Raw genomic sequence first — 25,486 nt, forward strand, 5'->3', positions numbered from 1 at the left:
GATCAGGCCAGGAGGTAACCGGCGGCCGACATCGCGACCCAGACGGCGGTGAAGATCAGACCGGCGAGCAGAGGCCCCCACGGCCGACGCGACAGGGCGACGAAGACGGATGCCGCCAGGCCGAGGCCGATGAGGAAAGCACGCGGCATCCCCGACACCGTCGGAGAGAACACGGCCGGCACGACGGCGAAGGCGAGCGTCGACGCGGCTGCAGCCGCGACCCGGCTCCAGACCGGCGTCAGGCGCGTGGCGGCGAAGGACTCGGCGGCGGGGTAGACGAAGAAGATCGCGAAGAACATCAGGCCCAGCACGACGACGAAGGGTGCGGCGACGCCGAGCAGGAGCCAGCGGGGGGACAGGGCCGCGAGAGCGGGGAACCCGAGGTCAGGGGCGAAGACGCCGGTGAGGAACGGCAGGATGACACCGAGCACGAGGGCCCAGAGCACATCGAGCGCCCGCAGCGAGAAGAATCCGGCGAAGCGCGTCCGGGCCGTCAGCGCGAGTCCCGTCGCGCCGAGGATGAGAGCGGCCGCGAGCCCGCCGATGCTGCGTCCGGAGTCTCCGTCGAAGGCGATCGAGGCGAGCGAGCCGACGGCGAGCGCGACGACGAGCGCCCCGAGCGCGGCGGCGAGGGGTTTCCACGTGCCGGCGAAGCCCGCGCCGCGCCGCGGTGTCGAAGACGCTCGGCCCACGACCCGGCTCTCGGGCCGCTCCGCGGCCGTGCCGCCGATGTCCGCCGGGATTGGAGAGTCGCCGCCGATCGCGACGCTGTTAGCGACGCGTGCTTCCCGACGGGATCGTCGGCTCGGGTCGACGGCAGCATCATTCACCCGCTCAGCATACGGGTTTCACCCGCGGCGCCCGGGTGGAGGATGCGGGGCGGCCGCGAGGCGTCGCTGCGGCTTGCGCGCCAGGGTGAAGACTCAAGTAGGCTCGCGCTCACGCGAAGGATGAAGTGGGGACGACCGGAACGCTGATGGCACGCACACGTCGCCGTGAGGGGAGCCGCACCGCAGCCGCTCCGTCCGGGGCACCCGGACCAGCCAGCGAGCTGGTCCCGCTCCCCCACAATGTGGCGGTCGAGCTGCTCGCCGCGGCCGTGAACGATTTCGCGGAGCTGCACGGCATCCGCGTTCTGACGATCAAGGGTCGTGTGCTCGCGGATCAGGGACTTCGCGCGGTCCGCGGTTCGTCGGACGTCGACGTCCTGGTCGATCCGTCGGCATTCGAACGTCTGTGGGGCCTTCTGCGCTCGAGCGGATGGACCGATCGCGACAAGGCCGTCCTGGTCGAGCTCCCTCGGGAGGGAACCGTGCTCGCGCCGCACGCCCGAACCCTGGAGCACCCGCAGTGGCCCTGTCACCTGGACCTCCATCGGTACTATCCAGGATTCCTGAGCCCCGCTCAAGACGTCTTCGACACCCTGTGGGAGGCCCGCTCGACGATCGAGCTGGCGCACCGCGTGTGCCCCGTCCCCTCAGCGACCGACCACTGGCTCGTCGCCGCTCTCCATGCCACCCGCTCCCGCGATGCCGTCCAGCTGCTCGATCTCGAGGAACGGGCAGCCGAGCGCCTGAGCGCGGACATGGGCGACCTCTCCCAACGAGCTGTGGCGACGGGAGCGGTCGGACCCCTCCGCGACACCCTGAAACGGTTGACCGGTGACACCTTCGCCCTGTCGACCGAAGCGGACCGGCTGACGGCATTGTGGCGACGACGCGTGGAGTCGCCGGACGACCTCCCCGAGACCCTTGCCGAGCAATTCGCCGGCGCGAGCTGGCCGGCCCGCGCACGCCTGGCGGCTCGCAAGCTCGTCCCCAGCCCGCGCTTCGCTCAAGCGTTCTTCGGCGTCGCCGACGATCCGCTCAGCCTGCTCCGCTTCTACCTGCGGCGCATCGTCACCGCGCCCGCCAAGCTGCTCCGCATCCTCGAAGCTGCACGTCGACGGAGGTCGTGAATGACTCACTCCACGCCCGTGTGGCAGCGCTCACCCGGAACCGGTTGGACGTGGGACGGCTCGGCGGCGTACATCGCGCTCCCCGCACGGATGACGCCGTTCGCCGTCATCCGGCTTTCCGACGTGGGAGTCGCGATCTGGGAGTTGATCGACGGGCTCCGCGACGAGGACGAGATCGTCTCGGAGATCGTCCGCGTCTGGGAGGCGGACGAGGCTGACGTGCGACCGACGGTCGCCTCCTTCCTCGACGCTCTCGCGTCGCAGGGCGTCGTGCAGCCGAGCGACGGCTGAGCCGGTCGATTTGACCCGTGAGCGCGCTTCGTCAGCGGGCCGCGCGGCGGGAGCGCCGCGAGGGCGAGGCACTTTCGCCTGTCGTCGACGCCGCCACCGCTGTGCTCCGGCGGATGCCAGGCGCGTCATCCAGGCGCGCTGACGTTCGCGCCTTCGCCTTGGAAGCCTTCGCGGGTCCCGCTGCCGTCACCGTCTCCGGAGTCGCCGACGGCGGTGCCGCGTAGTAGTCCCCGGTGTACTGGTAATCGTCGTAGCCGCGGCCGCGTCCGCGGACGGGCACCCGGTTGATGACCACCCCGAGGCAGCGCGCGTTTGCCTTCTCAAGGTTGAGCACCGCCTTCTTCAGCGTCTCGATCGTGGTCTTGCCGACGCTGGCTACCACCATCACCCCGTCGGCGTGGTGTCCGAGTACGGCGGCGTCGGTCACGGGGAGCAGCGGCGGTGCATCGATGATGATCGTCGCATCCGCCGACAGCGTGCGCATGAGATCGCGCATGCGCTCCGAGCCGAGGACCTCGGACGGGTTCGGGGGAAGCATCCCCGCTCCCAGGACCAGGAGGTTGCCGTCGACGCCGACAGGCTGCGCGACCTCGTCGAAGAGAGCGCGACCGGCCAGAACGTCGGTGAGACCCGCACCGTCGATCAGGCCGAAGATGTTCGCGACCATGGGCCGTCGGAGGTCACCGTCGATCAGCACGACGCGTTGCCCGCTCGCCGCGAGCACGATCGCGAGGTTCGCGCTGGTGGTGGACTTTCCGTCGCCGGGGAGCGGGCTGCTGATGACGATCACGCGCGGAGGATTGTCCACGTCGATGAATTGGAGGTTGGTGCGCAATTCGCGGAGCGACTCCGCCACGCGGAAGAATTTCGCACGCGCTCCGCCGCTCATCCCCCCGTCGAAGGGAACCAGCCGACCGGTGTCAGTGAAGGACTTCTCGAGAGGAATGGTACCGACGACGGGATGCCCGGTCTCGCGTTCGACCACCTCTGCGGATCGGATGCGGCGGTCGAGGACGTATCGGACCACGGCCCCCGAGACTCCCGCCGCGAGGCCGATGAGACCACCCACGGCCAGCGCGATACGCCAGTTCGGCGAACTGGGCGAGCGGGGCAGCTGCGCGGAATCGCCCGCGACGAGCTGCACGAGAGCCTGGCCCCCGTCTCGCGACTCGAGACGCGAGATCTCAGACGACATCGCCTGGATCCAGGCCTGCGCGAGATCCCGCGCCCCTTCGGGTGTCGACGCGTTCGCGACAACGAGGAGATTCACCGTGTCGACCGGATTGCTCACGCGCACCTGGTCGACGAGCGTCTCCGGACGGGTGTCGAGCCCCAACTGCGTGATGACGTCTTCCGCGACCGACCGCCACGTGCCCAGATCGATGTACGACTTGACCTTGGACTTCGCGAGATTGTCGGCGATGAGGGCGGACCCGGTATCTTCGCCCTGGCCCGTCACGGCGACGAAGCCGCTGGCATCCGCGGTGTAGACGGGCTTCTGCAGGGCGACCCAGCCCGCGGCGGCCCCGACGCCGAGAAGAGTGCCGAGAAGCAGCCACACCCAGCCCACTCGAATGATGCGCAGGTACGTCTGCAACTCCACCGGACACACTCCCTTTCACGCCGTCATCGCGACAGCCTCGCCCCCCGGGCGTCTCAGCGCGAATTCCGAGGAATGCCTCGGGCACATGATTCTAGAACCCGCTCGCGCGTCTCCGTGAACACGAACGAACGCATTCACACCCTCATTCTTAGCGCCAAGAAAAGATCCGCGTCGACCGACGTCATGCCGAAGCGGACGACGTCTCGGACAGAGCGCGTCTCATTGTGCGCTCCGATGCGAATCCACTTTGTCGGGCGATGCGCTGAACAGTCATTCCCGAATCCGCTCGGACCTCGAGGAGGGCACGCGCGAAATCGACGCGGAGCGAACGAAGATACGTCGACGGCGACGTCCCGCGTTTCTCGAAGAGGCGGTGGAGGTGTCGCGATGACATGTGCAGCTCCGCCGCGGCGGACGCCACCGAGAATCGCGGATCGGTGAACCTCGACTCGAACAGCAACCGCACGCGATTGAACGTCGACGTCCGCGCGGCCGCGACCACCTCGCGCTCCCCCGCGGAGAAGAACAGCGCGAACGCGATGTCGAGGAGCGTCCGCTCCATAACCATCGCCTCGACCATGCTCAACGACGGTCGCATTCCCGCGACCGTCGTCACGTACGCCCGCGCCGCCAGGGCCGCCGTCGTGAGGGACGGCCGGCTCGAGACGCGGTCGATGTCGAGTCCGAGGTCTTCCACCGCGGCACGCGGGAGCCAGAGCGTCGCCGCCGCTCCACGGCTCCATATGAGGCGCAGGGGCGATCCATGCCGAAGGACGACCGGCGCGCGGTCCACCCCCTCGCGCGGGGTGTCGCCCTCTACCGTCGCCTGCGCCTCGTCCACGGGGAACACGATCCCGATATAGCCGGTGTCGCCGACCTCCGACCACACCCACAGGTCACCGTGATCGACCGCGTGCAAGGTGATCGCGGCTCGTCCGGCCGAGGTGACACCGGCCGGATGCGGAATGCGCGACATCCGCAGGTGGTCCCGCAGCAGAGCGCGGATCGGGGCACGATCCACGCCCGGATCGACCGCGTGGGTCGACGATGCGATGCTGCTCATCCGACCCCCCAGCCTCGATCGCAGCGTTGCCTGTCAGGGGGTGTTGTTCCACGGACGAACGGCGTGGGCGCGCATGGCTCCCCGCCGCATCACGGCGCCCCGCCCCCGCCCCCTTACATTCGGGAAGCGGGGCGCCGTGATCCTTGATCGCACGGTAGCCGCCGGCATCCGGCGCCGATCGGCTCGACCGCGGATATCGGTACCGCGGTCAGTAGTCGCGTCGGTAGTCGGCTCACCCTCCGCCGACGCTCCTCCGTAGCCCGCCGGTATTCGATGCGGACGTCAGAGGATGCCGGCTCCGACCGGGACCAGGATGGAAGACGACGCCACCAGCGTGCGTCCCGGGAACACGATGGTCGCGGTCACCGGGAAAGACGCCAGCGCATTGATTCCGATGCCCGTGCTGACGCCCGCGAGGCCCCACACCACGGGGATGTCGAGGGTCCCGTTCGACCCGACGCTGACGTTCTTCGACGTCGTGAACGTCGTCTGCGGGAAGCCGTACTGCGTTCCGAGCGAGCTCTGGTACACCGCGGTCCGCTGGCCGGGCGTCGTGAGCGTGCTGTCGAACCGGTAGACCCCGAATCCACGCGCGCGTCCGACGGAGACGTTGATTCCGACGGGGCGCTGCACCGTGATCGTCACGGTCGCGGTTCCCGACAGCGCGCCGGCGCCGTTCGTGACCCGGAGGGTCGTCGGCACCGTGATCGCCACCCCGGCGGTCGCCGTCGACGCCGAGTCGAGGACGTTCAGGGTCAGCAGGCTCGTCACGTCGTCCGTGAGGGCCACGGTGGCGTTGTTGAGCGACGCGGAGGCCGCAGGAGCCGCGACAGCGGCCGCGATCACCGGAACCGACCACGCGGCGCCCTTCAGAACGGTTCGCCGCTCGATCCCCCGCGCCGCACCCGTCGCACCCGTCGCCTTGTCCGATGACAGCTCTTCCAACATCGATTCTCCCCTTTTGCGAAAAAGCGGGAACCGGTCGAACCCGCCACGCGATCGTCGCGAAGGGGGTTACTGGTCGACATCGGTAAGGTCTCATCCCGGCCGCGAAACGTCCGAAAGTGACCGGTCGGCAAATGCGAAACGGGCGCCGCGAACGGCGCCCGAATGTCGGAAACGGACGCCGTCAACGGCATCCGGAAACGACAAAGGCCGGGCCCGAAGGCCCGGCCTGTGCCGAGTGAAGTCTGGAAGGACTTACTTGAGGATCTTGGTGACGGTACCGGCACCGACGGTGCGGCCACCCTCACGGATCGCGTAGCCGAGGCCCTCTTCCATGGCGATCGGCTGGATGAGCTCGACCGACATCTCCGTGGTGTCACCGGGCATGACCATCTCGGTGCCCTCGGGCAGCGTGATGACGCCGGTCACGTCGGTGGTGCGGAAGTAGAACTGCGGGCGGTAGTTCGTGAAGAACGGGTTGTGGCGGCCGCCCTCTTCCTTGGACAGGATGTACGCCGTGCCCTCGAAGTTGGTGTGCGGGGTGACCGAACCGGGCTTCACGACGACCTGGCCGCGCTCGACGTCGTCACGCTTGGTGCCGCGGAGGAGCAGACCACAGTTCTCGCCGGCCCAGGCCTCGTCGAGCTGCTTGTGGAACATCTCGATACCCGTGACCGTGGTCTTCTGCGTCGGGCGGATGCCGACGATCTCGACCTCGGAGTTGATCGCGAGGGTACCGCGCTCGGCGCGACCCGTGACGACCGTTCCACGACCGGTGATGGTGAAGACGTCCTCGATGGGCATGAGGAAGGGCTTGTCCTTGTCACGCACCGGGTCGGGGATGGAGGAGTCGACGGCCTCCATGAGCTCGACGATCGAGTTGACCCACTGCTCGTCACCCTCGAGAGCCTTGAGGCCCGAGACGCGCACGACGGGGGCGTTGTCGCCGTCGAAGTCCTGCGACGACAGGAGCTCGCGGACCTCGAGCTCGACGAGCTCCAGGATCTCCTCGTCGTCGACCATGTCGCTCTTGTTCAGCGCGACGAGCAGGTAGGGCACGCCGACCTGCTTGGCGAGCAGGACGTGCTCGCGGGTCTGAGCCATCGGGCCGTCGGTGGCGGCGACCACGAGGATCGCGCCGTCCATCTGAGCGGCACCGGTGATCATGTTCTTGATGTAGTCGGCGTGACCGGGGGCGTCGACGTGAGCGTAGTGACGCTTGGGGGTCTCGTACTCGACGTGCGAGATGTTGATCGTGATACCGCGCTGACGCTCTTCGGGCGCGGAGTCGATCGACGCGAAGTCACGCTGAACGTTGGTGGCCGACGGGAACTTGTCGGCGAGCACCTTCGAGATGGCAGCGGTGAGCGTGGTCTTGCCGTGGTCGACGTGACCGATCGTTCCGATGTTCACGTGCGGCTTGGTCCGCTCGAACTTGGCCTTAGCCACTGGGTCCTCCTCAGGACGTTGGTTGCGAGGTCTCGGGCGCTGGATTGCGACCGATTCTTCGCGGGGATGGTTCTCAGATTACTAGAGAGTCGGTATTCAGTTTGTGCGGATGCCGGGAACCCGAGCAGAACCCGGGATTCCCGGCATCCGTGAGAGCGGTGTTACTCGCCCTTGTTCTTCTGGACGATCTCGTCGGCCACGGCCTTCGGGACGTCGGCGTAGCTGTCGAACTCCATCGAGTAGACGGCACGGCCCGAGGTCTTCGAGCGCAGGTCACCGATGTAGCCGAACATCTCGGACAGCGGCACGTTGGCCCGGACGACCTTGACGCCGGCGGCGTCCTCCATCGACTGGATCTGGCCACGACGCGAGTTCAGGTCGCCGATGACGTCGCCCATGTACTCCTCGGGAGTACGCACCTCGACGGCCATGATCGGCTCGAGGATGGTGGGGTTCGCCTTGCGGACGGCCTCCTTGAAGCCCATCGAGCCGGCGATCTTGAACGCCATTTCCGACGAGTCGACGTCGTGCGAAGCACCGTCGAGGAGGATCGCCTTGACACCCACCATGGGGTAGCCGGCGAGCACGCCGACGTTCATGGCGTCCTGGAAGCCCTGGTCGGTCGGCGAGATGTACTCGCGCGGGATACGACCACCGGTGACCTTGTTCTCGAACTCGTAGGTCTTGTCGGCCGTGACCTCGAGCGGCTCGATCGCGAACTGGATCTTCGCGAACTGACCCGAACCACCGGTCTGCTTCTTGTGGGTGTAGTCGTGACGCTCGACCGCCTTGCGGATGGTCTCGCGGTACGCCACCTGGGGCTTTCCGACGTTCGCCTCGACCTTGAACTCGCGCTTCATGCGGTCGACCAGGATGTCGAGGTGGAGCTCGCCCATGCCCTTGATGACGGTCTGACCGGTCTCGGCGTTCTGCTCGACGCGGAACGTCGGGTCTTCTTCGGCGAGCTTCTGGATGGCGACACCCAGCTTCTCCTGGTCGGCCTTGGTCTTGGGCTCGATGGCGACCTCGATGACCGGCTCCGGGAACGTCATCGACTCGAGGACGACCTGGTTCTGCGGGTCGCAGAGGGTGTCACCGGTGGTGGTGTCCTTCAGACCGATGACCGCGTAGATGTGACCGGCGGTGACGGAGTCGACCGGCATCTCCTTGTTGGCGTGCATCTGGAAGATCTTCCCGATGCGCTCCTTCTTGCCCTTGGTCGCGTTGACGACCTGGGCACCGGAGTCGAGGTGACCCGAGTACACGCGGATGTAGGTGAGGCGACCGAAGAACGGGTGCGTCACGATCTTGAACGCGAGCGCCGCGAAGGGCTCCTCGCGGTCGGCGTGACGCTCGATGACGACCTCTTCGTCCTTGGGGTCGTGCGCCTCGATGGCGGGCACGTCCAGGGGCGAGGGGAGGTAGTCGACCACGGCGTCGAGCATGGGCTGCACGCCGCGGTTCTTGAACGCCGAACCGCACAGCACGGGGTAGACCTCGCTGGCGATCGTCATCTTGCGGATGGCGCCCTTGATCTCCTCGTGGGTGAGCTCTTCGCCACCGAAGTACTTCTCGAGCAGGGCGTCGTCGGACTCGGCGACGGTCTCGAGGAGCTTCTCGCGGTACTCCTGCGCCTTCTCGACGAGGTCAGCCGGGATCTCCTGGATCTCGTACTTGGCACCCATGGTGACATCACCCTTGGCGTCGCCGGGCCAGACCAGGGCACGCATGTAGATGAGGTCGACGACGCCGACGAAGTCGTTCTCGGCACCGATCGGGATCTGGAGCACGAGCGGCTTGGCCTTCAGGCGGTTGACGATGGTGTCTACCGTGAAGTAGAAGTCGGCGCCCAGCTTGTCCATCTTGTTGACGAAGCAGATGCGGGGGACGTCGTACTTGTCAGCCTGACGCCACACGGTCTCGGACTGGGGCTCGACGCCCTCCTTGCCGTCGAAGACGGCGACGGCACCGTCGAGCACGCGGAGCGAACGCTCCACCTCGACCGTGAAGTCGACGTGACCCGGGGTGTCGATGATGTTGATCTGGTTCTTTTCCCAGAAGCAGGTCACAGCAGCGGAGGTGATCGTGATGCCACGCTCCTGCTCCTGCTCCATCCAGTCGGTGGTGGCCGCACCATCGTGCGTCTCACCGATCTTGTGGTTGACGCCCGTGTAGAACAGGATGCGCTCGGTCGTCGTCGTCTTGCCGGCATCGATGTGCGCCATGATGCCGATGTTGCGGACCTTGTGGAGGTCGGTGAGCACGTCTTGTGCCACGGGTGTCTTCCTTACCTGTTGGGAGGTTGATGCCGGGCCCATCGGAGGGTCCGTGACCGGGGTTCGGTCACGGACCCTCCGCGGGTTTTACCAGCGGTAGTGCGCGAAGGCGCGGTTCGACTCGGCCATCTTGTGGGTGTCTTCGCGGCGCTTGACCGCGGCACCGAGGCCGTTCGAGGCGTCGAGGATCTCGTTCTGCAGACGCTCGGTCATCGTCTTCTCACGACGACCCTTCGCGTAGCTCACGAGCCAGCGCAGCGCGAGCGTGTTGGCGCGGTGCGGCTTGACCTCGACGGGAACCTGGTAGGTCGAGCCACCGACGCGGCGGCTCTTGACCTCGAGGGTGGGACGGACGTTGTCGAGCGCCTTCTTCAGCGTGGCGACGGCGTCCTGGCTGTTCTTCGCCTCGACACCCTTGAGGGCGTCGTAGACGATCGACTCGGCGATGGACTTCTTGCCGTCGACGAGGATCTTGTTGACCAGCTGGGTGACGACGGGGGCGCCGTACACCGGGTCGTTGACGACGGGACGCTTCGGGGCGGGACCCTTACGAGGCATGGTTCTCAGCCCTTCTTCGCGCCGTAGCGGCTACGAGCCTGCTTACGGTTCTTGACAGCCTGGGTGTCGAGCGCACCGCGGACGATCTTGTAGCGGACACCGGGGAGGTCCTTCACACGACCACCACGGACGAGCACGAGCGAGTGCTCCTGGAGGTTGTGACCCTCACCGGGGATGTACGCGGTGACCTCGGTGCCGTTGCGCAGCTTGACGCGGGCGACCTTGCGCATGGCCGAGTTCGGCTTCTTGGGGGTCGTCGTGTACACGCGGGTGCACACGCCGGCCTGCTGGGGGTTCGACTTCAGCGCGGGAGCCTTGGTCTTCGAGACCTTCGGCGAGCGGCCCTTGCGAACCAACTGCTGAATGGTTGGCACGTTCTCTCCTTGATTGGCCGGGCGGTTCCTCTCGGGCCGCCCGGGGTGCTGCACGGTGACAGCGGTCGTGTCTCCCCCGTCATGTCGCTCATCTTGCGATTCGTGACGTGTCGGGCTCACGTGTGATCCACCGCGCGTCAGAATGATCGGACGCGGTTGTGGTGGATATGCCGTGGGGGTGACCTGTTCGCAGGCCAGTCCCTGAGATGGTGCGAGCGTTGATCCGCACGACCTACCCGTAGGCACGACGCACGGCGCGCGTGAACGCACACCCGCTCAATGATACGCGTTCCCCGGAGGTCGGGCAAACGTGCACGCGTCTCCCCAGCCGACGGTCAGGATGCCGCCCGCTCAGCCCAGGAGCAGCACCGCCGCCGCCACGCCGGCGGCCAGCAGCAGGACCACCGCGGTACCGATCAGCAGTGCTCGCCAGGTGCCCCGTCGAGCCGGCCGCGGCCGCACGAGGGCGGGATCGTCGCGGAGCCCGGACCGCGCGGGCGGCACGGAACGCGCCACCCGGATCGGCGCATCGACCCGCGGATCGTAGATCTCGCGCCCCAGGGCGGCGGGCACCCGCGCCTCGCGCACCGCCCCGTCGACGGCCTGCGGTCCTGCGTCCGCCGACCGTCGGCCCGCGGAGGCATCGGCCGCATCGGCACGACGCGCGCGGCGCGTACCCGCCTGGGTGTCGTCGACGCCGTCGGGCGCGCGACGCGGTCGAGTGCTGTCGTCGGGTGACTCGTCGACGGCGGGCACGGACGAGCGCCGGGCGCGGATCCCCGGCTCGGTGTCGTCGACGGGGAGAGGTTCCGGGCGGCGCGCCGTGCGCTCCTCCACCGGGGCACGACGCACGGTCGCGTCGTCGAGCTCCGCCTCCGCAGCGGCGGGCCGCGCGACCACGGTGCGATCGTCGGCGTCCGCTGCGGCGTCGACGCGCCGGGCGATCACCGTCGAGTCATCCGGCTCCTCCACGGCATCCGCGCGACGAGCGATTGCCGTCGCGTCGTCCGGCTCCCGCGCGTCGGAGCGCACGGTGGCGTCGTCGAGGTCGTCAGCGTGAGAGCGCACGGTGATGTCGTCCAGGTCGTCAGCGTGGGACCGCACGGTGGCGTCGTCGGGGTCGTCCGCGTCGGCGGCCGCGAAGGAGCCGCCGTCGGCCGGGGCCGGCGGATTCGCCGGCCAGGGCCGCAGTCGGCCCGCCCACAGCGTGACCTCGTCGGGATCGTCGGCGCGGTCGAACGGGCCGCTCACACGTTCCTCCGCGTGAGGCGCACCTCCGCGTCGCCGAGGAAGAACCGTTCGCCCGCCTCGATCTCCTCGCCGGGGGGAGCTTCCACCTCGGTGCCCATGAGCGTGGCGAACAGCACGCCGTTCGTCGACTCCAGGTCGGTGACGTACCAGGTGTCGCCGCGCAGCTCGAGGCGTGCGTGCGTCTTCGAGACCGTCCGCGTCTCGTCGACGATCGGGACGAGCTGGGCGTCGGGATGCGCGGCATCCGGGCCGGGACGACGGCCGAGGATGACGACCGACGACGTCAGATCGACCGTCTCGCCGTTGGGGGCGATCAGCGCCCACGGGATGCGCTTGCGCCGCGCCACGACCGTGCGGTCGAGAGCGTCGAAGTCGTCGTCCGACGGGACCTCCGGGCGCGTGTACAACGCCGACACCGACGTGCGGGCCGAGCGCGGAGCGCCCGCGTCGGGGGCGTCGGGTACGGCCGAGACCGCTTCGGAGAGCTCGGGGAACTCGTCGGCGGGGGTCCGGGAGACGCGGGGAGCGGGAATCGGCGTCGCCGCGGGCCGCGTGAGCGGTGCCTCCGGGATGATCGCGGGCGCCTCGTCCAGCTCCTCCGCCTCACGGCGCGCGGGAGCCTCCCAGGGCGAGGGGCCGTCGTCGACGGGATGGTCGGGTGCGGCATCCGACGAGGGGGACACCGGTGCCGCCGAGGGGAAGGCCGCCTCGACATCGGCGGGATCACCCGTGCGCCGCGCGGCCGGCGACGCGCCACGGGTCGGCGCACCGGGCAGCAGCAGCGCGCGGGTCGCGAGGGCGTCGGCATCGGGCTCGGCCGGCGGCTCGGCGAAGCGCGGGACCCATCCTGACGGGGACTCATCGGCATCCGGCTTCATGTCGGCGCCGGCGGGCTCGGCCTGCTGATCGGCCCGGTCTCGCGGCGCGGCCCCGTCGGCCCCCGCGGGAGCGCCGTCGCGCAGCGCGTCGAGCACCTCGAAGACCGATCCGGATGCGGCGGGAACCGACCGGTCCGTCGAGCGATGTCCGTCGATGCGGGCCGGGGCGAGATCGGTCGGCGGGGCCCAGTCGCTCGGCGAGGGGACGGCATCGGCCAGCGAACCGGCGGGGGCGGCGAAGGGCTGCACGACCGGCTCCGACAACGGCGGCGCCGCGTCGGCGGAGCGATCGTTGGCGGAGCGGTCTGCCGCGGCGGGCTCGGCCTCGGGCGTCCACCCGCCGATCAGCGGGACGTACGGGCCCTCGAAGTCGCGTCCGCGGCGAACGGGTGCGGAGTCCTCATCGACACCGCGGGGGACGTCGCCCTCCCACCGCGCGGAGCCGAAGCCGAGGACGCTGGCCCAGACGACGGGGATGATGGCGCCCACCACGGTGAGTCCGCCGCCCGCGCCGAATCCGACGGTGATGCGGTGGACGGCCACGACGAAGACGACATAGAAGGCGATGAAGCCGAACAGGGGCACGAGGTTGATCAGCACGAGCCACGGCGAGAACCCGCCGAGCTTCAGCACGGTGGCTACGTTGACCACCGGCACCCACGCCTTCCAGACCGGCTCGCCGATCTTGCGGAACATCGCGGCCAGGGCGAGGGCGAGCCAGACGTACAGCACCACGACCAGGGCGAGCGAGCTCGCTCCCAGCACCAGCGTCGTCGAATCGGTCATGTCGTGTCGCGCCCCGCCGTCGTGGCGGAACGCTTCCCCCTCTCGTCGCGATGCGGCGGCCCCCGCCGAGAAGGCCGGGGGGCGAGGAACCGCAGGAACGATCTCAACGATACGGCCGCGCGCACCCGGCGCCAGAAGCCGCGCTGACGGGTGAGGACGCGACGTTCGTCGTCGACGATGCGCCAGAAGGCGGTGACCTCGTCGGGGGTGATCCGGTCGGCGGCGAACACGGCGCGATCGGCATCGGCGGCCAGGCGGATGCCGGAGGGCGTCGCGAAGGCATCAGCCACCTCGCGACGGGTCGATGCGCGCGGCACGGAGCGCCCCGCGTCGAGTCCGGCGTCGACGTACTCGTCCCAACCGCCGGCGATCGCCGCTCTCGGATCGGGGTCGCGTCGGCGTCCGCGGCGGCGCAACGCCTTGGCGATGAGCACGGCGAGGAAGGGCCCGAACAGCACCAGCACGACGAGCACGGCGATCCCCGCAGTGCGCAGCAGCGGCCAGAGCCACGCGAGATCGATGCCCTCGTCGGTGCGGGTGTCATCGTCGCGGGAGTCGTCCTCCTGCACGGGCTCGGGCGGGACGACCTCTTCGACCGTGTCGGGACGCACCTCGGTGACGTTCTCGGGGTCCTGCTGCTGGGTGACCTCGAGGCTCGGCGACTGCTCCCACTGCGGGGTGACGTCGACGGCCGCCCACCGGCCGTCGGCACCCTGGACCTCCGTCCACGCGGTCAGGTCGCGCGGTCGGCACTCCCCCGCATCGCACGCCGACAGGGTAGGGTCGGCGGTCTCCAACCGCGTGCCGACGACGACGCGGGCGGGGAAGCCCAGTTCGCGGGCGATGAGCGCCGTCGCGACCGCGAACTGCTCGTCGTCGCCGACGGCGGCGACGTAGTTGCCGGTCGCCTCCGCACGCGGGTCGTCCTCGCGATCGAGGAGACGCTCGAACATGCGGTCGATGCGCGCGAGGGAATGCCCCGAGGCGCTCGGCTGCAGCTGATAGCCGGGGAGGTCGGCGGTCCACGCGGGAGCGGCGGTGCCCGGCGCCGTCAGGCTGTGGCTGAGATAACCGCGCTCCCGGAGCAGCTGGACGAGGGCCTGCAGGGCTGCGCCGTCGGAGCCCGTCGCGTGCTCCTCGACCCACCTCTTCAGGTTGTCTCCGCCCGACACCCCCTGCGGTGCTCCCGGAGGTGTCATGGACGCGAGGTCGACGGGGGCGGGCTCCACACCCGAGAGCTCGTAGCGGTCCCCCGCGCGCAGGCCTCCATCGGAGGTCTGCACCCCCGCTTCGGCGGACGCGCTGTAGTAGAAGCGGTCGGCCAGAGCGCCGCGCCGATCGCCCTCGAACGTCGCCGAGGCGAGACGGCCGGCGGTCGGCATCCAGATCCCGTCGAGATCGACGATCTCCACCTCGGCTGCGATCGTGCGACCGTCGCCGGCGTCGCGGGTCGAGGGCAGACGGACGAAGCCCGCTCCCTCCTCGCCCGAGGCGCGGAAGATCTCCCCGTCGTAGGCGTCGAGAGTGGCCAGACGGATGCGCTCGGGCAGGGTCCCCTCGCCGCTCACACGGAACAGCACCTCGTCGGCCCGGGCGTCCGAGAACATGGCGCGATACTGCGCGAGGGGACTCACGGCCTCGGCGATCTGCTCCTGCGGTCCGGCGGCGGAACGGAGGACCTCGCGCTCCGCTCCCCGCGACACCCACGGCACGACGGCGACCGTGACGACCGCGGCGAAGGTGACCATCGCGATCCCGAGCGCGGCGCGTCGGCGGTCGGTGCGGGAGCGCCCCGGGGCCACCTGCGCGGCGGAGACCTCGCTCGCGCGGCGGAGCGCGCGGGCACGCTCGTCGTGGGCGCGCCAGGCCAGCCACAGCACGGCCGACAGCAGCGCCGCCAGGCCCACCACCGTCTCCACGGGAGCGGCGAGGACGACGGGTCCGATCGTGAGCGGCGCGCTCGTCGCCGTGCGGCCGAAGAACAGGCCGAAACCGCTCATCCCGAGGCCGGGGACGACCGCGATGGCCGCCCATCGGTCGGTGCGCCCCGCGAACGCGAGGGCGAGCGCAGTGCCGACGAGGAAGACCACGAGGGCGGGGATCAGGAGGTTGCGGTACGCACCGACCGGCAGATCGACGGTGACCAGATCTTTCCAGGCGACGACCACCCCGGCATAGGACTCGCCGAGCCCGCGCAGCACGTCCAGCGGCGACGTCAGGCGCGACGGCACCGCGAGAGGGACGGCCAGGAGCGTGAAGGCGGCGACGAGCCCGGCGGCGAGAGCCCATCCGCTCACGCGCCGCCACGCGACGAGCGTCACCACGGCCGCCCCGGCGAGGGATGCCGCGACGACGAGGACGAAGAACGACACGGCCGCGTAGATGGGCCATGCCGCCACCGCGGCGAGCGCCGCGGACACCGCGGTGTACAGCGCGGCGGCGGTCCACCGCGGCGCCGACGACGCCTCACGGCGACGCCGGGGCGCGCGGTCGCGCGAGCCGCTCACGAGGTGGCTCCCCGCACGAGAAGACCGGAGAGGTCGTCGAGGGTGCCGATGGTGAGCACGGTGAGGCCCGCGACGCTCTGCATCCGCGGGTGCGCGCGTTCGTCGCAGATGACCGCGGCGACCGCGGTGTCGGCGGGGAACGCGAGCGCCGCCTGCCGCAGGCGGGCGAGGGGCACGAGGGAACCGGTGACGAGGAACGCGATCGACAGGCGCTCGTTCGCCTCGGACGCCAGCCGGCAGACGTCTTCGACGGGCATGGTGTTCTCGTGGCGCTGGATGGCGCTGAACCCGTCCAGCATCGCCCGCGGGGAGACCACCGGGATGTGACGGATCGCCCGAAGCCGGCCCTTCACCACGCGGGGGATCTCCGAGCCCGTGACGATGTCGATGTCGCGCGCATCGCGCACGGCACGCAGACCCAGCGAGGCGGCGGCCGAGACGGCGAGCTCGTACTCGTCGGCATCCGCGTACTCCTGCGTCGCGGCGGCGAGCACGACCGCCATCCGCGAGCGGCGCGACTCCTCGTACTGGCGGACCATCAAGCGCCCGGTCTTGGCCGTGGACTTCCAGTGCACCTGGCGCTGCGAGTCGCCGGGGGCGTACTCGCGGATGGCGTGGAACGACATGTCGGCGTCGACGAGACGCCGGGTCGCGTTGCCCTCGAGGTCGCGGACGAGTCCGGCGCTCGTGGACGGCAGGCCGACCGTGCGCGGATGGACGAAGAGGTCGTGGACGTCGTCGAAGGCGTGCTCGCGTCGCAGCAGTCCCACCGGGTCGCTGCGCACGGTGGTCACCGGCCCGACGCGCACGACACCGCGCGGCAGCGGCGGGATCTCGAGAGGCTCGGTGCTGCTGTGCCCCGGCCGGAGGAACGGCACCCCGAATTCGACGAGACCGCGACCGACGGGGATGTCGAGACGCCCCGGCAGCGCCGGCCGCGAGCTGTCGTTGCGGACGACGATCTGACCCGTGACGCCGTTCCCGGCGGTGACGCGCTCGTGCTCGAGAGCCAGATCGACGTCGTAGGCGCGCGCGCCGAAGAGGAACGGCACGCTCATCAGCAGCAGCAGCAGCGCCGCCGAGCCCGCCACCATCCACTCGACCCAGCCGAAGACGACGCCGAGCGCGAGGCCCACCGTGGCCGCGATCGCGACGACAGCGCCGGCGGGACGGACGGTGCGCCCCGCCCACGACAGCGCCGCGGCGACCGCCTCGGTGATGACGCGCCATGTCTCGGCGATCTGCACCACGGCGCGCACGATACGGCGCTGCCGGCGGGTGGCGGTCGAGGTGATCGACGTGCGCGAGCCCGTGGCCATGGTCGCGGCCGAGGTGCGCGTGAGCCGCGACTCGGTGACGTTCGGATCAGGCATGGCTCACCCCCCGATCCGTGCGGACATGGCGCACGGGCGTCACGCGCTCTCGCGCTGCGTCGGCGGGAGCGTGTCGAGCAGCACCTGGCCGATCACGGCCTCCTGCGTGACCCCGTCGAACTCCGCCTCGGGGTGCAGGATGAGCCGGTGCGAGAGCACGGGCACGGCGAGCGCCTTCACATCGTCGGGCGTCGCGTAGGTGCGCCCCTGCGACGCGGCCCGCGCGCGTGTGGCGCGCGTGAGGGCGAGCGCGCCGCGGATGCTGACGCCCAGGCGGACCTCGTCGGCCGTGCGGGTGGCATCCACGAGTCGGGCGATGTAGTCGAGGACGAGCGCGTCGACGTAGACGGATGCCGCGAGATCGGCCATGCCCACCAGCGCCTGGGGGGTGATGATCGGGCGCAGGTCGGCGGTGGCGACGGGGGCGCCGTCGAGGATGCGCACGGTCGCCGCGTGGTCGGGGTAGCCGAGGGACGTGCGCAGCAGGAAGCGGTCGAGCTGGGCCTCGGGCAGGCGATAGGTGCCGGCCTGCTCGACGGGGTTCTGCGTGGCGAGCACGAGGAAGGGCACGCCCACCTCGCGCGAGACGCCGTCGATGGTGACCTTGCCCTCATCCATCACCTCGAGCAGGGCCGACTGCGTCTTGGGGCTCGCGCGGTTGATCTCGTCGGCGAGCACGATGTTGGCGAAGATGGGCCCGCTGTGGAACTCGAACGCGCCGCTCTTCTGGTCGTAGACGGTGATGCCGGTGATGTCACCGGGGAGCAGGTCGGGCGTGAACTGGATGCGGGTGTTCGTTCCCTGCACCGACTGCGCGACGGCGCGGGCGAGCGAGGTCTTGCCGGTGCCGGGGACGTCTTCGAGCAGCACGTGCCCGTCGCTCAGCATCGCGGTCAGCACGAGCTCGACGACGTGGCGCTTGCCGAGCACCGCACGCTCGACGTTGTCGGCGATCTGCGAGAAGGTCTGGGAGAACCAGGTGGCCTGCTCCTGGGTGATCGTCATGTCGGTGCGTTCTTCCTGTGAGGGATGGATGGATGCCGGGATCAGCCGTTGCCCTGGGGCGGCTGCGAGGGGTCGCCCTTCGGCGGCTCGGAGGGGTCGGCCTTGCCGGGGTCGCAGGTGCCGCCCGTGACGAGCGTGGCGTCATCCAGACCCCAACCCTTGGCGGACCAGCTGACCTGGACCTTCGCGTTCTCGACGCGGATGGCGCCCTTCGGGACGACGGTCGGGTCGCTCGCGTCGAGCTTCTTGCCGCTCTTGTCGTAGTAGACGACGCCGGAGCGGTCGGTGGAGGTACGCGCCTCGCCGTTGCTGGTCTTCCACCCGAGTTTGAGCTCGCTGCCGGCGACGCAGGAGTCGATACGAGCTGTCGCCTGCACCTGGTACGGGGCGCTGCCGGAGGCCGGCTTCACGACGCCGCGGTCGGAACGCGTCGGCCAGAGGTTGTGCTGGAAGTAGACGCCGATGTTCGGGTCGCTGTCGAAGACCGATGTGCCGTTGTCCCAGTTGTCGTAGACGACACGGTTGTTGCGCGGAGGCTTCGTCCCCTCCTGGATGCCGCTGATCTTCCACCGCGCGGTGTCGCCGCTCACGTCGGGCTTCGCCCCGACACGGAACGTATAGCCCTGGGGGGCGGAGGTGTCCTGCGCGGCGTCGATGCTCTGCTCGATCTGGTCGGAGCCGTAGCTCTTGCCCTCGTAGACCGATTCGACGCACATGCGGACCGTGTAGGTCACCCCGTCGTCCTTCCCCGGGAACTCGCGGCGCGGCCCGTCGTCACCGACGCGGCACGAGCCGTCGATGGCGAAGCCGTAGCGCACCTCGGAACCGTCGCCGTTCTTCGACGCCGAACCGGTGGCGACGATCGTCACCTTGCCGCCGCCCTCGGGTTGGGACGTGAGCGTGAGGCCGAGCTGCTGCGGCTTGCCGACGCCGTGCGCGGTGAAGACGAGCGCCTGACCGCTCTGCGAGCCGCCGAGCCCCGGCGGCACGGTGAAGCGCGAGATCGGGGTGACCGTGATCTGCGTGGAGGAGTTGCTCCCGACCGGGAACGCGTCGACCGAGATGTTCTCCTGGTTGCGGCCGACGTCGACGGTGCGCTTCTGCCCCGCGGCGCTGACGATCTCGAGGGAGCCGGTCTCGGCGGAGTCGATGCCGCGGATGGTGAGATCAGCGACGCCTCCGTCGCCGCCGTTGTTCACGGGCGCGAAGTCGCCGGACTTCGGCCGATCGGGTGAGGCATAGGCCCATGCCGTCGTGCGCACGGCGCCGCGCGACTCGCCGACGCTGTTCACCGCCGTCACCACGTACTCGCGCTGCTCGCCGTTCGGGGCCGAGATCACGGGGCAGCCGCCATCGGGGCCGCACTGCGCGACGACCTCGCCGCCGGAGCGGACCGTGAACCCGCTGAGCGCCGGGTAGGCGCGACGGGCCTCGCCCGGATCGACCCGGAGCGTCAGCGAGCCGTCGGCGAAAGCCGTCTGCCGCACGCTCGCGGGCGAACGGGGGTAACCGAGCAGGTCGAGCACGACACGGGCATCGCGCGTGGACGCGGTCGAGCGCCCCTGGGCGTCGCGGAGCGTGACGCTGGCGCTGCAGGTGGCGCCGGGGGCATCGGCTGTCCACGAAGCGACGACGCTCGACGCCGAGCCGACGGCGAAGGTCACGCCCGTGCACGCCGCCGTGGGCCGCACGCCCACGACCTCGAGCGGGGTCCGCGGCAGCGGGTTGACCTCCCCGCTGATGCCGATGACGTCGATCGAGCAGCTCGAGCCCTGAGCCTGCGAGCACTGCGACGACGTCGTTCCGCCCTGGGGCAGCGTCGAGGGCGCCGCGCCGACGCGGAGTACGAGCCGCGCGGGGGCGACGGCGTTGTGGCTGGTGACGGAGATGACGGCGGCGTTGTCGGTGCCGGGCACGGAGCGGTCGCCGCCGACCACCGTCACGACCGATCCGTCGAGCGAGACCTGGAACGCGGAGCCGCTGTAGTCGAGGGCGTACCGGATCCCGGCCCAGTCCTCACGCCCCAGCTGCCACGAGGTCATGTTGCGCAGGTCGAAGGTGGCCGTCTCACCGGGGCCCACCGTGAGCGAACCCGGGCGCAGCTCCGGCTGCGGATCGCGGGCGACCACCCCGATGGGCACAGAGAGCACGGTCCAGTCCTGCGTCCCCGCCACCCGCACGGGCACCTGGCACGCGTCGGTCCACGGCGAGCCCGTCCCGGCGTCGTACTGCACGACCGACCCGGTGACGGAGCAGCGTCCCTCGGCGCGGACGCCGGTGGTCGAGACGTCGGTGCCGACCTCGAGCGCGGCCCGACGGGGAAGGGCGACGAGGGATGTCATGTCGAACTGCACCGAGGCCAGCTCATCGACCCGCTGCGCCGACCCGGGGCGAAGCGCGAGGGTCAGGTCGTCGTCGCCCGGCACGCGGAGGAACGCGTAGGTCGTGACGTCGGCGTCGCCGACACGGCCCGTGATCGCGAACGGGATGACGCGACGGGTCGCGGGCAGCTCCCCGGAGATGCGCCGGCCGTCGAGGCGCACGTCGGTGGGCTGCCCCCACAGCGCCACCTCGAGGTCGCCGACCTCACCACCGGACCAGGTTGCGCGGCCCGCGATCACGTCGACCCCGGTGGTGAAGTCGTCGCGGTTCTCGACCGTGAGCACGGTGTCGGTCACCACGGGGTAATCGGGCACGCTCTCGCGCACCACCTTGACCACGATGAGTCCGCGCCCGGTGTTGCCGGAATCGGACTCCACGTCGTACAGGAACGACATCGTGCCGGGCTCGTCGCCCGCGCGCAGGACCACGCCGGTGTCGCTGACGCTGTCGACGAACCCGTCGAGTCGCGCGTACTCCGGGTTGGCGCTGCCGTCGACGAGCGTCTCGGGAAGGTCGGGCCGCACCGCCGTGAGCGTCAGTCGCCCCTGCGTGGGATCGATGTCGTTCGCGAGCGGACTGACCCGGATCGTGCGGTCTCCCCCGGCCTGCACCTGCACGTAGTCGGTGAAGGTGATCGGGCTCGGGTTGGCCTCGGCATCCAGGATTCCGATGCGCACGGTGCCCTCGCCCGTGGCACCCGAGGAGTCGGCCACGCGGTAGCGGAACGACACCTGCCCCCGGTCGCCCGGCACGGACGAGTAGACGATCGACGACCCGTCCGGGGAGACGGATGCCGTGCCCCGGTCGGGCTGAGCGACGATGCGGTCGAGCGAGACGGCGTCACCGTCGGGGTCGACGCCGAACCCCTGGAAATCGATCGTCGTCATGCCTCCGCTGAGGACGCGCCCCTGGAGGGTGTCGGGGAGGGGCGCCCGATTGGCCTCGCCGCCGAGGACCGTGATGCGCACGGTCGCCTCGTCCCAGAGGGCGGGCGTACCGGTGGTGTAGACGCGGTACGTCACCTCGTAGGAGCCGGGCGTGGTCGGCGCCAGATAGCGCAGCACGCCGCCCGACGCGAAGGCGAGCGCGTCGCTCGCCGGCCGAGCCTGCACGCTGGAGGGGTCGAGGCTCGGTCGCCCTCCGGCCGGCGAGATGTCGTTGTCGAGCACCGGGATGTCGATCTGCGCCCCCGCGCGCACCGTGACGGTGTCGTCGACGGCGATCGGCGCGATCTCGGGAGCCGGCGGGAGAAGGTAGACGGTCGCCTCGCCGCTCACGCGGGAGCCCTCGTCGTCGGTTCCGTCGCTGACGGTGTAGTCGACGGTACCGAGCAGCCCCGCGCCGCCGTCGGCGGTGGAGCCCGAGACGCGCAGATCGTTCTGCCCGACGGTGTCGACGGTGAGGGAGGCCCCCTCCTCGGCCGCGGGCGTCACGTCGCTGAGCAGCAGCACGCGGCCGGTGGGGTTGGACACCGCGCTGAACACGTCGAGGGTCGCATCCTCCTGCGGGCGCACGAAGGCCACGACGGGGGCGGTCGACAACTGGGCGGGCGCATCGGCGGGGAGGAGCGTGATGCGAGCCGTCCCCGTGGCGTCGCGACCCCCGGCGTTGACGGTGAAGTCGACGCGGTACACACCGGGCTCGGATGCCGTGAAGTCGAACACCGTGCTGCCGCCGACCACGGTCGCGGTCGCGGCGGCATCGTCGAGGACGCGGACCGAGCCGAGGGAGATCTCCCCGGCGGTGCCGGTGACGTGAGGGCCGACGTCGACGGCGAGGGAGGTGCCGACCGTGTCGACCGTGGCGAAGGACTGCACCGCGAGAGTGGGATCGGGAGCCACCCGGATGACGAGGGGCTTGGTCGTGGTGGCCCCTGCGGTGTCGGCGATCGTGACGTCGAGCTGGATGCTCTGTTCGCCGCCCGACCCGTCGTCGGCATGCTGGTAGACGACGTCTCCGCCGGGGGTGGCGGCGACCGTGCCGACGCCGCTCGGGTTGTCGACCGAGAGCAGCAGGAGCGGGTCTCCGTCGGGGTCTACCCAGCCGGGCATGACGGGGACCGTGAGGGTGCCGCCGCGCGCGACCTCGGGGGTCGGCCACTGCTGCAGGCATTTGTCGGTGCCGCACCACACGGGGGCGGCGTTCGACTCCGCCGGCGAGACCGTCAGGGTGACCGTGGTGGGTGCCGACGTGAGTCCGTCGGCCGTCGTGCCGTCGGTCACCGCGTAGCTGAACGTCGCGGTGCCGGTCGCTCCCGGCTCGACGCGCACCGCCAGGCGCTGACCGGAGTCGATGAGCGAGAGCCTGCCGAAGCCGGGATCGAGCCCGGTGACGCTCTCGGGCACGATGCTCAGCACGTCTTCGTTCGGATCGTGGTCGTTCAACAGCACCGGAAGGGTGTTGAGCCGCCCCGCCCGCACCCCGAAGGCATCGGGTTCGGCGATGGGCGGCTTCGGGTCGAGGACGACGCTCAGCTGCTCCTCGCTCTGGACGGCGGCCTCTTCGGTGCGGTCGTCGAGCGACCAGTTCTGACTGGATGCCACGAGGGTGCCGTCGGGCACCGTCCACACCCAGCCGGTGCGCGTCTCGTTCAGGATGACGGCGTGATCGGTCGCGACGAAGACCGGGCGCCGCTGGTCGGGCATGGTGGCTCCGTCGTAGGCGAGGTCGGTCTCGCCCTGGTCCGACCGCCACAGGGTGCCCCGACTGTCGCCCGGGAGGAGCCACGCGGCGTAGGTGACGCCCTGGTGGGTGAGCGGGCGCGCCGGCTGCCCGAGGATGTTGCCTCCCCCGCCCACCTCGCGCCGGGGTCCGGAACCGTCGGCCGGGATCGTCCAGAGCGACTGATCGTCGGCGACGAAGACGGCATCGGCTCCCGCGTCGGCGTCGCCGACCGAGACCTGCTCCCCCAGGTCGAGGTCGACCGGGTCGGTGCCGCGCATCCACACGCGGCCGACCTCGGGATCCACGAGCACCCAGGTGTCGCCGGCCGCCGAGATCACCGGAGCGGTCGCCGTCACATCGAGGGCGTCGCGCGCGCGCACCTCGTCGGCGTCGATGTCGTACCGGATCACGGACTGGTCCACCGAGGAGTAGGCGAAGAGCATCCCCCGGTCGTCGAGGGCGATGGCATCCGCCGTGTACGACACGGCCTCGTCGTCACCGGCGGTTCCGAAGGGGTCGAGCTCGGCGGCGCGCTGACCCGCCTGGCTCAGCCGCCCCGCGAAGAGGGCTCCCGTGTCGGTGCGGTAGACGACGTAGTCGCCCGCCGTGGCGACCGAGGTGGTGCCGGGCGGGGTGTCGGGGGCGGCCTCGAGCTGGTCCTGCTCCAGGTCGACGGGCTGCGCCTCGTCGATGCGGGTGAGCTTGCTGTAGCTGTCGGTGAACAGGTACGCACCGTCGTGCGCTTGCGCCACCTGGCTCGGATTGCCCGCGGTGCGCACCGTGTCGAGCTCGCCGACCGTCGTGTTCACGCGTGCGTAGCGCTGCCCCTCACCCGTCTGCAGCGCCCACACCGAGGTGTCGACCTCGGGGGTCTGCTGCGCGTCGAGGCCGGGCCACACGATGCTCGCGGTCACGACGAGGGTCGCGGCGACGAGGGTGGAGGCGAGCCCGACCAGCGTGCGGCGTTTCACCGCAGCACCCCCGTGGCGTAGAGCGCCGCGACGACGACCGCACCGGCGGTGACGAGGGTCGCGGAGGCCAGCACCCAAGGCAGCGCCCGCGACGCGGTCGAGACCGGGGCCTGGATGTCGGTGTCTTCGTCACGTGCGTACCCGGTGATACCCGAGGAGTCCCGCGTCTTGCGCGAGATCTCTCGCTCGATGCGCGAGCGAGCGGGGCCGCGGACGGTGCCGTCGGCGAAGTCGATGGAGCGGGCGGCGGGTGCCCACTCGGCCGCGGGGACCTCCAGCGGGGTCGCCGGCAGGCCCATCTCGGCCTGCACCCCCTGCAGCGCCTCGCCGAAGGCGCGCGCGCTGGGGTAGCGCTGGGCGGGGTCGCGCGCCATGGCCTTCGCGAGGACGTCCTGCACCGACGGCGGGACGTCGGACCGGGAGATGGCCGTGTAGGAGGCGCGAGCGATGCGGCGGCGCAGCTGCTCGCGCGAGTTCTGCCCCTTCTCGCGCCGCTCGAACGGACTCTGCCCCGCCAGCAGCGAATAGACGGTGGCGCCCAGACTCCACACCTCGCTCGAGATCGTGCCGGCGGTCTGCTCCGCGATGACCTCGGGGGCGCTCCACGGCACGCTCATGGCGAGCATCTCATCGGCCCCCTGACGCACGAGCGACGACGAGATGCCGAAGTCGGCCAGCACGGGGGCACCGAAGGTGGTGACGAGGATGTTGCTGGGCTTGACGTCGCGGTGGATGAGCCCCGCGTGGTGCGCCGACTCGAGAGCTCCGGCCATGCGCACGCCGATCGACAGCACCTCGGCCACCGGCATGCGCTCGACGCGGTAGCGCTGGGCGAGCGAGCCCGGGCAGAACTCCATCACGATGTACGGGCGCCCGTCGGCCGAGATGCCCGCCTGGTAGACCGTCACGATCGAGGGGTGCGCCGACAGGTGTGCGAGCACGTCGGCCTCGGCGTTGAACATGCGCAGCAGGTCGGTGTCGCGCACATCGCTGGGGAGGACCTTCACCGCGACGTCGCGACGGGGCATGTCCTGCCCGTAGAGGAAGACGTCGGCGAAACCGCCCGACCCCAGAGGACGGATGTAGGCCAGCCCGGGCAGGATGGGCGGCGACGACGGAAGCCGCTGCGGCATCGAGCCCCCTCCCCCGGACG

17 protein-coding genes are annotated in these 25,486 nt (G+C 70.5%); 2 read left to right on the forward strand and 15 right to left on the reverse strand.

Features of this window, described 5'->3' with window-relative positions:
* Positions 1-2 precede the first annotated feature (2 nt).
* On the reverse strand, positions 3-830 hold the full coding sequence (locus ACFZA2_RS04695) for a hypothetical protein (protein WP_391401233.1): 828 nt from the start codon (positions 828-830) through the stop codon (positions 3-5).
* Positions 831-976: 146 nt separating this feature from the next.
* Between ACFZA2_RS04695 and ACFZA2_RS04700 the strand changes: the two genes are divergently transcribed.
* Both ACFZA2_RS04700 and ACFZA2_RS04705 read left to right on the forward strand, forming a co-directional pair.
* A complete protein-coding gene (locus ACFZA2_RS04700) occupies positions 977-1,957 on the forward strand; it encodes a nucleotidyltransferase family protein (protein ID WP_391401236.1) in 981 nt (326 codons plus the stop codon).
* Positions 1,958-2,248 (forward strand): PqqD family protein, encoded by a 291-nt coding sequence (locus tag ACFZA2_RS04705; RefSeq protein ID WP_391401239.1) that lies wholly within the window; start codon positions 1,958-1,960, stop codon positions 2,246-2,248.
* A 31-nt stretch (positions 2,249-2,279) separates the two neighbouring features.
* Here ACFZA2_RS04705 and ACFZA2_RS04710 read toward each other — a convergent pair whose 3' ends face one another.
* From ACFZA2_RS04710 to ACFZA2_RS04775, 14 genes are all read right to left on the reverse strand, one after another.
* Positions 2,280-3,851 (reverse strand): polysaccharide biosynthesis tyrosine autokinase, encoded by a 1,572-nt coding sequence (locus ACFZA2_RS04710; protein ID WP_391401241.1) that lies wholly within the window; start codon positions 3,849-3,851, stop codon positions 2,280-2,282.
* Between the two features lie 181 nt (positions 3,852-4,032).
* Complete coding sequence (locus tag ACFZA2_RS04715; protein WP_391401243.1) at positions 4,033-4,914, reverse strand: helix-turn-helix domain-containing protein; 882 nt, start codon at positions 4,912-4,914, stop codon at positions 4,033-4,035.
* Positions 4,915-5,196: 282 nt separating this feature from the next.
* Positions 5,197-5,862, reverse strand: a complete 666-nt coding sequence (locus ACFZA2_RS04720) for a hypothetical protein (RefSeq protein ID WP_391401246.1) — start codon at positions 5,860-5,862, stop codon at positions 5,197-5,199.
* A gap of 252 nt (positions 5,863-6,114) precedes the next feature.
* Positions 6,115-7,308, reverse strand: a complete 1,194-nt coding sequence (gene tuf, locus ACFZA2_RS04725) for an elongation factor Tu (protein ID WP_076673648.1) — start codon at positions 7,306-7,308, stop codon at positions 6,115-6,117.
* A gap of 161 nt (positions 7,309-7,469) precedes the next feature.
* Positions 7,470-9,584, reverse strand: a complete 2,115-nt coding sequence (gene fusA, locus ACFZA2_RS04730; RefSeq protein WP_391401250.1) for an elongation factor G — start codon at positions 9,582-9,584, stop codon at positions 7,470-7,472.
* Positions 9,585-9,671: 87 nt separating this feature from the next.
* Positions 9,672-10,142 carry a 30S ribosomal protein S7 gene (rpsG, locus tag ACFZA2_RS04735; protein ID WP_013584050.1) on the reverse strand — a complete coding sequence of 157 codons (471 nt, stop codon included), beginning with the start codon at positions 10,140-10,142 and terminating at the stop codon, positions 9,672-9,674.
* 5 nt (positions 10,143-10,147) lie between these two features.
* Positions 10,148-10,516 carry a 30S ribosomal protein S12 gene (gene rpsL, locus ACFZA2_RS04740; RefSeq protein ID WP_013584051.1) on the reverse strand — a complete coding sequence of 123 codons (369 nt, stop codon included), beginning with the start codon at positions 10,514-10,516 and terminating at the stop codon, positions 10,148-10,150.
* Between the two features lie 351 nt (positions 10,517-10,867).
* Positions 10,868-11,767 carry a hypothetical protein gene (locus ACFZA2_RS04745; RefSeq protein ID WP_391401256.1) on the reverse strand — a complete coding sequence of 300 codons (900 nt, stop codon included), beginning with the start codon at positions 11,765-11,767 and terminating at the stop codon, positions 10,868-10,870.
* On the reverse strand, positions 11,764-13,431 hold the full coding sequence (locus tag ACFZA2_RS04750) for a DUF5684 domain-containing protein (RefSeq protein ID WP_391401259.1): 1,668 nt from the start codon (positions 13,429-13,431) through the stop codon (positions 11,764-11,766). Before ACFZA2_RS04750 ends, ACFZA2_RS04745 begins: the two co-directional genes overlap by 4 nt.
* The gene (locus ACFZA2_RS04755; protein WP_391401262.1) at positions 13,428-15,938 is read right to left on the reverse strand and encodes a transglutaminase domain-containing protein; all 2,511 of its coding nucleotides are present in this window, start codon (positions 15,936-15,938) and stop codon (positions 13,428-13,430) included. Before ACFZA2_RS04755 ends, ACFZA2_RS04750 begins: the two co-directional genes overlap by 4 nt.
* The gene (locus ACFZA2_RS04760) at positions 15,935-17,311 is read right to left on the reverse strand and encodes a DUF58 domain-containing protein (protein WP_391401265.1); all 1,377 of its coding nucleotides are present in this window, start codon (positions 17,309-17,311) and stop codon (positions 15,935-15,937) included. Before ACFZA2_RS04760 ends, ACFZA2_RS04755 begins: the two co-directional genes overlap by 4 nt.
* A 39-nt stretch (positions 17,312-17,350) precedes the next feature.
* Positions 17,351-18,316, reverse strand: coding sequence for an AAA family ATPase (locus ACFZA2_RS04765; protein WP_391401268.1), 966 nt, complete (start codon positions 18,314-18,316; stop codon positions 17,351-17,353).
* A 41-nt stretch (positions 18,317-18,357) separates the two neighbouring features.
* Positions 18,358-24,333 (reverse strand): Ig-like domain-containing protein, encoded by a 5,976-nt coding sequence (locus ACFZA2_RS04770; RefSeq protein WP_391401271.1) that lies wholly within the window; start codon positions 24,331-24,333, stop codon positions 18,358-18,360.
* The gene (locus tag ACFZA2_RS04775; RefSeq protein ID WP_391401274.1) at positions 24,330-25,466 is read right to left on the reverse strand and encodes a serine/threonine-protein kinase; all 1,137 of its coding nucleotides are present in this window, start codon (positions 25,464-25,466) and stop codon (positions 24,330-24,332) included. The genes ACFZA2_RS04770 and ACFZA2_RS04775 overlap by 4 nt, the downstream gene beginning before the upstream one ends.
* Positions 25,467-25,486: the final 20 nt, after the last annotated feature.

This window comes from Microbacterium sp. NPDC007973 (genome assembly GCF_042958465.1).
Classification (GTDB): Bacteria; Actinomycetota; Actinomycetes; order Actinomycetales; family Microbacteriaceae; genus Microbacterium; species Microbacterium galbum.